This is a genomic window from Bradyrhizobium manausense (genome assembly GCF_001440035.1).
GTDB lineage: Bacteria > Pseudomonadota > Alphaproteobacteria > Rhizobiales > Xanthobacteraceae > Bradyrhizobium > Bradyrhizobium manausense.
In genome coordinates, this window is the sequence record NZ_LJYG01000101.1 from 72682 (window position 1) to 81508 (window position 8827).

General features: G+C 64.2%; 10 protein-coding genes. 5 read left to right on the forward strand and 5 right to left on the reverse strand.

What is annotated here, in order from left to right:
- Positions 1 to 68 precede the first annotated feature (68 nt).
- Positions 69 to 725, forward strand: a complete 657-nt coding sequence (locus AOQ71_RS48495; protein ID WP_245317135.1) for an enolase C-terminal domain-like protein — start codon at positions 69 to 71, stop codon at positions 723 to 725.
- Between the two features lie 69 nt (positions 726 to 794).
- Here the strand turns inward: AOQ71_RS48495 and AOQ71_RS25355 are convergent, their stop codons facing one another.
- Positions 795 to 2222, reverse strand: a complete 1428-nt coding sequence (locus tag AOQ71_RS25355) for a sulfatase family protein (RefSeq protein WP_245317117.1) — start codon at positions 2220 to 2222, stop codon at positions 795 to 797.
- 170 nt (positions 2223 to 2392) lie between these two features.
- Here AOQ71_RS25355 and AOQ71_RS25360 point away from each other — a divergent pair, with 170 nt between their 5' ends.
- Genes AOQ71_RS25360 through AOQ71_RS25375 form a run of 4 tightly spaced genes read left to right on the forward strand, consistent with a single transcriptional unit; the run spans position 2393 to position 6270 of the window.
- Entirely contained in the window at positions 2393 to 3157 is a 765-nt protein-coding gene (locus tag AOQ71_RS25360) for a FadR/GntR family transcriptional regulator (protein ID WP_205668262.1), read from the forward strand.
- Between the two features lie 27 nt (positions 3158 to 3184).
- Positions 3185 to 4537 (forward strand): ABC transporter substrate-binding protein, encoded by a 1353-nt coding sequence (locus tag AOQ71_RS25365; protein WP_057752660.1) that lies wholly within the window; start codon positions 3185 to 3187, stop codon positions 4535 to 4537.
- A 6-nt stretch (positions 4538 to 4543) separates the two neighbouring features.
- A complete protein-coding gene (locus tag AOQ71_RS25370; RefSeq protein WP_057752663.1) occupies positions 4544 to 5446 on the forward strand; it encodes a carbohydrate ABC transporter permease in 903 nt (300 codons plus the stop codon).
- Positions 5443 to 6270 carry a carbohydrate ABC transporter permease gene (locus AOQ71_RS25375; protein WP_057752666.1) on the forward strand — a complete coding sequence of 276 codons (828 nt, stop codon included), beginning with the start codon at positions 5443 to 5445 and terminating at the stop codon, positions 6268 to 6270. Before AOQ71_RS25370 ends, AOQ71_RS25375 begins: the two co-directional genes overlap by 4 nt.
- A 461-nt stretch (positions 6271 to 6731) precedes the next feature.
- Here AOQ71_RS25375 and AOQ71_RS25380 read toward each other — a convergent pair whose 3' ends face one another.
- The 4 genes from AOQ71_RS25380 to AOQ71_RS25395 all read right to left on the reverse strand — a co-directional run bounded on the left by AOQ71_RS25380 (position 6732) and on the right by AOQ71_RS25395 (position 8786).
- A complete protein-coding gene (locus AOQ71_RS25380) occupies positions 6732 to 6977 on the reverse strand; it encodes a hypothetical protein (protein ID WP_057752669.1) in 246 nt (81 codons plus the stop codon).
- Entirely contained in the window at positions 6974 to 7462 is a 489-nt protein-coding gene (locus tag AOQ71_RS25385; protein WP_057752672.1) for an L-2-amino-thiazoline-4-carboxylic acid hydrolase, read from the reverse strand. Before AOQ71_RS25385 ends, AOQ71_RS25380 begins: the two co-directional genes overlap by 4 nt.
- Before the next feature lie 199 nt (positions 7463 to 7661).
- A complete protein-coding gene (locus AOQ71_RS25390) occupies positions 7662 to 7886 on the reverse strand; it encodes a hypothetical protein (protein ID WP_057752674.1) in 225 nt (74 codons plus the stop codon).
- A gap of 477 nt (positions 7887 to 8363) precedes the next feature.
- Entirely contained in the window at positions 8364 to 8786 is a 423-nt protein-coding gene (locus AOQ71_RS25395) for a hypothetical protein (protein ID WP_057752677.1), read from the reverse strand.
- Between the last annotated feature and the right edge of the window lie 41 nt (positions 8787 to 8827).

Sequence of the window (8827 nt, forward strand, 5' to 3'; positions counted from 1 at the left end):
CGCTGGCCCGCCTGCTCGGCGGCGCGCCGAAGCCGGTGAAGGCCTATAATTCGAAGGGCCTCGGCATCATGCCTGCGGGCGCCGCGGTGGAGGAAGCCCACAAGCTGCTGGCCGAGGGTTTTCGCGCCGCAAAAATCCGCGTCGGACGGCCGGAGGCGCGAGACGATCTCGCCGTGGTGCGCGCGGTGCGCAAGGCGGTCGGCGACGAGGTGACGCTGATGTGCGACTACAATCAGGCGCTGACGGTCACCGAGGCGATCCGCCGTGGCGAGATGCTCGACGACGAAGGCTTGAGCTGGATCGAGGAGCCGATCCGCCACGACGACTATGCGGGCTGCGCCCGCATCGCCGACGCGCTGCGCACGCCGGTGCAGATCGGCGAGAATTTCGACAGCGCGTTTGCGATGCAGGCGGCGCTAGCGGCGGAGGCCTGCGACTACGTGATGCCCGACGTGCAGCGCATCGGCGGCGTCACCGGCTGGCTCCGGGCCGCGTCACTGGCGCACGCCGCCGGCATCGAGATGTCGACGCATCTGTTCTCGGAGGTCAGCGCGCATCTGCTCTGCGTCACGCCGACGGCGCACTGGCTGGAATATGTCGACTGGGCCGATGCGGTGCTGGCGAGCCGGCTGAGGATCAAGGACGGCTTTGCGCTGCCGGGCGAGGAGCCGGGGAACGGGATTGAATGGGACGAGGCGGCGGTGAGGAAATATTTGGTGGAGTGATCCGTGCTGCATCCGCAGCGGCGGTTCACGGCCTCTCCCCGCATGCGGGGAGAGGCGAAGAAATCGCCCTCACCGCGCGGCGGCGTTCAGGTCCATCGTCTCGAGCAGGCTGTTCTGCCGCCAGTCGATGAAGGCGTCCTTGAGGCGACTGATCTCGCCGGCATGCTCGCCTGCGCTCCAGAGATTGTGCCGCTCGCGTGGATCGGTCTCGAGATCGAACAATTGCCCGTCCGCCGCGCCGTGGATGAACACGACCTTCCACCTGTCATCACGCACCATGGTGATCAGCCTTGCGCCGGTCATGGCGACGTCGCCGGCCTGCTCGGAGAACACGAAGTTGCGCCCGGTCCATGCCTCACCTTTCAGCGCCGGCAGCAGGCTGCGGGCCTGAAACGGCTTTGGATGCTCGGCACCGGCGAGATCGAGAATCGTGGGCGCAAGATCGAACAGCTGGCATTTTTCCCGGATGCGGCGGCCGTCCGAGAAGCGACGCGGCGACCAGAACAGCAGCGGGATGCGCGTCACCGGCTCGTACATCGACCATTTCTGACTGAGCCCGTGCTCACCGAGATTGTCGCCGTGGTCCGACATGAAGATGACGACGCAATTGTCGAGATAACCTTTGTCCTCCAGCGTCGTCAGCAGGCGGCCGATCTGCTCGTCGATCATCGTGACGTTGGCATAATAATGTGCCCGCAGCCGGCGCAACTCTTCATGCGTCGGTGCAAGCTTCCATGACACCGCGTCGTGGTCCACTTCCGTGTCGTGACGGCGCTTCTCCTTCAGGTACGCAGGCAGACCCTCGATCTCGGCCTCGGTCGGGTGCGGCACCGGAAGGTCGTTGCGGGCGAGATAATGCTCCAGATATTCCGGCAAGGGATCATAGGGCGGATGCGGTCCGGGCAAGCCGATCTGCATGAACAGCGCGTCGGGTTTGGGGCGAGATTCCAGCCACCACATCGCGGTCTCCGCGACGAAGATGTCCGGGTGCAGCGACTTCGGCATCTCCCAGGTGAAGGCGCCCATGCGGTCACCATAATCAGGCAGGCTGCGATAGCCGGCGCGCGACGGCTTGGTCAGCTTGTGCGCGGCAAAGGCCTTGTCGAGCTCGTCGGCGAACCAGCGCCCCTCGAAGAAGCGGTCCTTGTTCTCGACCACGAAGCGCTCGTGGAAGCCGGCCTTCGCGTCATAGGGGATGGTGTGCATCTTGCCGACATTGACGCAGTGATAGCCGGCCTCGGCGAGCTTGCTCACCCAGGTCTTCTGCCAGTGCTGGCCGTTCTTCAGCACGCCCGAGGCATGCGGATAGAGGCCGGAGAACAGCGCCGCGCGCGAGGGCACGCAGCTCGGCGCGTTGATGAAGCAATTGTCGAAATAGACGCCCTCGCGCACCAGGCGGTCGAGATTCGGCGTCTTCATATAGGGATGCCCGGTCGCCGCGATCGTGTCGAAACGCTGCTGGTCGGTCATGACCAGGATGATGTGGGGCTTTGTCACGATGGCCTTGTCCTTGCGCGGCTCGAGTCAATAGAAAATATGTCTGACATAATAATTCTTGTCAAACCAGGCCGGGTTTGATTATCTGCAACCAAGAGCGGTGTTCTCGGCGCTTCTTCGTCGGAAGCCGCAATAAATCAGACATTTTATTCCGTGAATCCGGGATCACCGTGGCAAAATCTCCCAGCAAGGACAGCCCGCAATCGAGCGCCCAGGTCGCCCGAGAGGTCGCCCGGATGATCCTGACCGGCGTCTGGCGCGAGGGCACGACGCTGCCGCGCGAGATCGAGCTCGCATCGCGCTTCGATGTCAGCCGCGCCTCGATCCGCGAGGCGCTGTCGCTGCTCAAGGCCAAGGGCCTGATCGCCTCGAAGCAGAAGGCCGGCACGCATGTGCGGGCGCGGTTCGACTGGAACATGCTCGATGAGGAGCTGTTGAACTGGACGCTGTCGGCCCTGCCGGCGCAAGAGTTCGCCAAGCAGATCCTCGAAGTGCGCCGCATCGTCGAGCCGGAGGCCTGCGCGATCTGTGCGGTGCGCGGCACCGACGAGGATTTTGCCCGGATCGAGCGCGCCTATCGCGGCATGGACGCGGCCGGCATGGACCGCGTCGCCTATGCCGAGCCCGACTTGCAATTCCACCGCGGCATCCTCATCGCCACCGGCAACGATTTCCTGATCGCGTTCGGCGCGACGGTCGCGGCCGCACTGCGGATGTCATTCGATTTGTCGAGCACAAATCCCGGCGCGCCACGGAAGAGCCTGCCCTATCACCGCGCCGTGCTCGACGAGATCTGGGCGCGCAATCCCGACGGTGCGCGTCAGGCGATGCACAAGCTGATGGACCTCACCGAAGGGAACATCATCACGGCCATGGCGCGCCAGAAGAAGAAAGACGCCGAAGACGAGAACGTCCGCACCAGACGGACGCGTTGAAGCCAGACAACATTGAGGGAGTTAAAGATGACAAACGCATCGCGCGCAGGCTCGATCACCCGTCGCAAATTGCTGAAGGCCAGCGCCGCGGGCGCGGCACTTGCCGCATTCCCCGCACCGCTGATTGCTCAGACAAAGCCATTTGCCGGCGTGACGCTGCACGGCGCCTCGTTCCAGCACCGCTTCTTCACGCTGCTGCAAAAATACATCCCCGAGTTCGAGGACAAGACCGGCATGACGGTTGACCTCCAGCTCTCGGCCCTGCCGGTGTACAACCAGCAGGCCAATCTCGAGCTGTCCTCGGGCGGCTCGGCCTATGATTTCGTCAATGTCACCTTCACGCTCGCGACGCGCTGGATCGCGGCCGGCCTGCTCGCCAATCTCGACGAGTTCACGAGCGATGCCAATCTGACGCCGGCAGAGTGGAATCCGAAAGACTTCGTCGACGGCGCGCAGGTGCCCTATCGCGACGGCAAGGGTGCCACTTACGGCTATTCCTGGGAAGGCGGTGCCATGCTGATGGGCCTGTCGCGCATGGACCTGATGGAGAAGAAGGGACTGAAGATCCCCACGACCTTCGCCGAGCTGCAGCAGGTCTGTGCCGAGATCAACGGCACCGATGGCGTCAGCGGCCTGGTGTCGTGGTTCCTGCACAACTGGAATCTGCCGCCCTACATCCAGGGCTTTGGCGGCAACATCTTCAGGAATCCGCCCGGTGACCCGATGCCGGCGCTGAATACGCCCGAGGCGATCCAGGGCGTCGAGTTCTACGCGAACCTTTTGAAGAGCGCGCCGAAGGGCGTGTTGACCTACACCGAGGACCAGGCGCGGCAGGCGATGCTGACCGGCCGCGCCAACATTTTCATCCATTCCAGCGCCTGGGTGAGCCCGATCCTGCTCTCCGACGAGAGCAAGGTGAAGGACACCTCGCGCGTGGTGCGCTCGCCCGCCGGCCCCGTGCACGATTATCCGGCGTCCAACAGCCAGGGCCTCGGCATTCCCAAGAACGCCAAGAACCAGAAGGCGGCGTGGGAATTCATCAAATGGGCGCTCTCACCCGAGATCTCGATGAAGCTCGTAAAGGAGCACGGCCACTCCTCGATCTGCCGCCGCTCGATCATCAGCAGCGAGGACTACCGCAAGCTCAACACGGTGAACGGCCAGGACCTCGGCGCGCTCTATCTCGAGGTGCTGGAGCTGCCAGGCAAGGGCGAGAACTACATGGCCTATCGCACCTCGAAGGAGTTTCCCATCGTCGGCGACATCCTCAACAAGGCGTTCGAGCAGGTCGCAACCGGCCAGCTGCGGGCCAAGGACGCGATGAACGCAGCGCAGGACCAGGCCATCGCCGCACTCCGCCGCGCCGGGACGAAGCTTTGAGCGAGAGTGGAATTGACCGAGAGCGGAATTGACCTGGAGCGCCGCAGGTTCATCGCCTTCGCGCTCACCCCGAGCCTGATCGTGCTGTTCGCGGTCGCCGTGCTGCCGGCGATCTATCTCGTTGTGACCAGCCTGACGCCGTTCCAGCTGACGACGCCGGGCTCGGCCGCTGATTTCAGCGAGCCGTTCCGCAACTATTCGCTGCTGCCCGGCGATCCGCGCTTCGTCAACTCGCTGGCCGTGCAGGCCAAGCTGTCGGTCGCGAGCGTGCTTTTCCAGGTGCTGCTCGGCATGCTGCTGGCGCTGCTTCTGAACGTGCCGTCGCGCTTCGTCGAGCTCGCGCGCACCTTCTTCCTGATTCCGATGGTGCTGCCACCGATCGTGGTCGCGGTGATCTGGAAGCTGATCTACGCACCTGACATCAGCCCGGTCTACTATGCCGCGCAGGCGCTGCACTTCACGCTGCCGGCGCTGACCTCGAGCGTCGATTTCGCGCTGGCCTCGATCATCATCGCCGACACCTGGGAGTGGACGCCGTTCACCTTCCTGATGGTGCTGGCGGCGCTGCAAACCATTCCCGACGAATATTCGGAAGCCGCCCTCGTCGATGGCGCCGGCAAGCTGCAAATCTTCTGGTACGTGACGCTGCCCTTCATCACACCGATCCTGGTGATCTCGGGCATGTTCCGCCTGATCGACAGCGTGAAGGCGTTCCCACTGATCTTCCTGCTCACCGGCGGCGGCCCCGGCACCGTCACTGAAGTCACCAACTATTATGCGTACCTGCTCGCCTTCGACACCAATGAGATCGGCTATTCCAGCGCGGTCACCGTGGTGATGCTGCTGCTGGTCTGCGGCATCAGCCTGGGCCTGGTCTGGATGGGCCGGCGCAAGGAGGCGCTGGCGTGAGCACGTCGTCCTTGCGCAAGGCCACCTCAGGCCGGCTGATCGCGATCACGATCACACTTCTCATTCTGCTGTCGCCGTTCCTGTGGCTGTTGCAGATGAGCTTCAAGACCAATGACCAGATCCTGCAATTTCCGCCGCCGCTGATCTTCACGCCGACGCTGCAGAATTACGTCGCGCTCTGGCACAGCGCGTTCTCGGCGTCCTTCGTCAACAGCCTGCTCAGCGCCTCGCTCTCGACCGCACTCGCATTGCTGTTCGGCGTGCCTGCGGCCTACGCGCTTTCGCGCTGGTCCGGCCGCGCCAAGCATGCGCTCTCCTTCGCGATCCTGGTGACGCGCATGGCGCCGCCGATCGCGTTCACGATTCCCTTCTTCCTGTTCTACCGCTGGATCGGGCTGCTCGACACCATTACCGGCCTCGTTTTGGTCTACACCAGCTTCAACCTGCCGCTGGTGATCTGGATGATGCAGCCGTTCTTCGACACGATTCCCGTCTCGCTGGAAGAGGCCGCCCTCGTCGACGGCGCGCGGACGCGCACGGTGTTCACCAGGATCGTGCTGCCGATGGTAACACCAGGCATCGCCGCGACCGCAATCCTGTGCTTCCTCTACGCCTGGAATGATTTCTTCTTCGCGCTGATCCTGACCCGCACCCATGCGCGCACCGCGCCGGTCGCCGTAGTCAACTTCATGAACTACGAGGGCTGGGAATGGGGCAAGATCGCCGCCGGCGGCTCGCTGGTGATGGCGCCGGTGCTGATCTTCTCGCTGGCGGTGCGCCGCTATCTCGTGTCCGGGCTCACGGCCGGCGCGGTCAAGGGCTGATATCATGAGACTCTTGGCGGCGCTTTGGCGGGGTGCAGCTTAAAGCTCCGATGTCGTCCTTGCGAAAGCCAGGACCCATAACCACCAAACTTCGTTGTTGCGAACGCTGGTAGTCACATCGCGCATCGACCACACCGACCGGGGTCCTGGCTTTCGCCAGGACGACGATGGGGAGACATTTGTGCCCCTTCCTTCGTTGCGAAACCGCGTTGCTGCGACTATCCCATGCCCCATGACCACATGGCGCCCGCATTCCCACATTCGCGTCGTCGCGATCGGCCTGCACTGGCGCGACGGGCGCCTGCTCGCGGCCGACTTCCGCGAGGACAACGGCGCAGAGATTGTGGCCCGGTGGTTCGACCTCGCCGATCTCGATCTGCCTGATGGCCCGAGCCTCTATCCGACAGGGACTGAAGGACTTGCTGCTCGCACCGAAAAACAGGCGCGACTGACAGTCGCCGCTACCACGTCTCCGCGCCGGGGACTTTCTTGCGCACCGCCATGCGCTGAATCCAGATGCAGCGACGGACGGATCGGTTGGAGCGGCCGACGGCAGAAATGCCCTCGCCGGCCTGAAGCAGCGGCGCCACGCTCGCGCGCAGCTCGCGGCAGCGCTGGAGCTCGGCCTGCCAGTCGATGATTGCGGCATTCGCGCTCGATGCCGTCAGCGCCGTCACCGCGACGGCAAGCCAAGTCGTCCGCATCATTCACCCGCCCTTCCCTTCGATACCTCCGCAATGCGCCGGTAGCGGAAGTCGCAATGATCGGCGCCCTGCATGATGGTCTGTGTGCGCGTCAGCTTGATATCCGGAGCGAAGCCGTCCGCGGTCGCAAAGTCGGCGGTGCAGACCATGAGGAAGCCGAGCTCCGGCTCACCCAGCGCCTTGTAGAAGTCGGCATAGGCGCATCGCTTCACGTCGAAGGCGAACGCATCCCGCGTCTGTTCGATCACGTCGTAGCTGAGAGCATCGCCGCGCGCGTAAGTCGCGAAGGCGGAGCCGACGGCCTTGCCGAGATCGCTCTCGTTCTTGGCTTTCCAAAACGCCTCGCCGAAGCCGCGATAAAGTTCGCCAAGCGCCTTGCGTACGATGGCGTTGGCACGCGCCTCGCCGAGCTCGGCCTGGAGCGCCTTGACCAGCGGGACCAGGACCTGCGCCTGGATTTTGGCCTGTTCGATGACGGAAACGCTCATGGGCATGCTCGCGTCGCGGAGGGAAGGCGCGGCTCGAATGAAGCCAGCGCGAATTCAAACCAGCAGCCGCGAGACTATATCCCCGTATTGCGCTTCAAGGCAGGGCATGGCGCGAGCCGTCCTCGAGCCCGACGATGTGACTTTCCGAATGGGGGCGAATCTTCATCCGACGCGCCCCTGACACCCCGGCCGGCGGCCGCTACTTCTGGCCCGACGGCGCCTGGGCATTCGAATCGTTCGGGTTCTTTTGCTTGTTGGCCTCATGATGCCCGATCACGCATCCTGCGGCCGCGCCGAGCTTGCCGTGTCCTGCCATATGGCCGGCGACACCGCCGACGATGGCGCCCTTGATGCACCCCTTGGCCTCCGCCGGCGAAATCGATGCCAGGGTCAGCAGACACGCGGCAACAAGGATCGGTTTCATGATCGTCTCCTCTCAGGTTGACCTCTGGGCCATCAATTCCCCCAAACGAGACGCGTTCCGAAGAGCCGCAACGCCGGCGACCCATCCCGTCACGCAGCGTCGCGACCGCGACCGCCGGGATACGGCCCCGCAGCATGACGCAGGCGACCGACTTCCTCGCTGCCACAGCGCGCGCAGCGGAAGGAAACCTCGGGCTGCGCAACCATGCTTCTCCGAGCGCTCACGGCCATCGGCCAGGCACCGCACCGGGGACACTTCACCAGCAGATCGTTCGTTTCCAGCATCGCGACGACTCCTCGACCCTGCGCCCATGATCCGACAACGGCGCGAAAATGGCAGCGTTCCGTATCTTCACGCGGGCCTGCCTTGGGTGTCCGGAATAGTCTCCGACCAGACGAGGCGAGCTTTCACCAAAACCGTTCCGCGCTGGGTCGCCGGGCGGCCTTTTCATTTTCAGCATCGCGCGCCAGCATTCCGTCACCACCATCCGCCGGCAAATGGGCCGGGCCGCTCGAAGGCGAGACGTCGGTCGGGTGTCCTTTTCTGTAGTTTTGCCCAGCGCTTCGGATGCGGACGGGGGCCTGAGGAGACGCGGGCGGGCGCCTCTTTCTTGACCTCGACGGCAGGCGCTGCAGGCATTGCGGCCAGGGCTTCCCGCACTTGCTGCTTGGGTTTTTCGGGGAGCGGATCGGCCTGCGCCATTGTCGGCAAATCGGCGCGCGGACTCGTGTCGAACACGATCTTCTCCGGGAGGCTCCTCGCCGAGGCGATCCGGATGATGCTCCTGTCCGGATCGGATGGGCCCGCGCGCTCGGCGGGGGCCGGCAGGTACCATTCAGCAGCGAAGAGCAGCGCCAGCAGCAGCCCGCCGACGAAAACGAAATAACGAATGATCGGCATGAACGGCCGCTCGCAAAAGGGACATCAGGTATCGGCAGGGG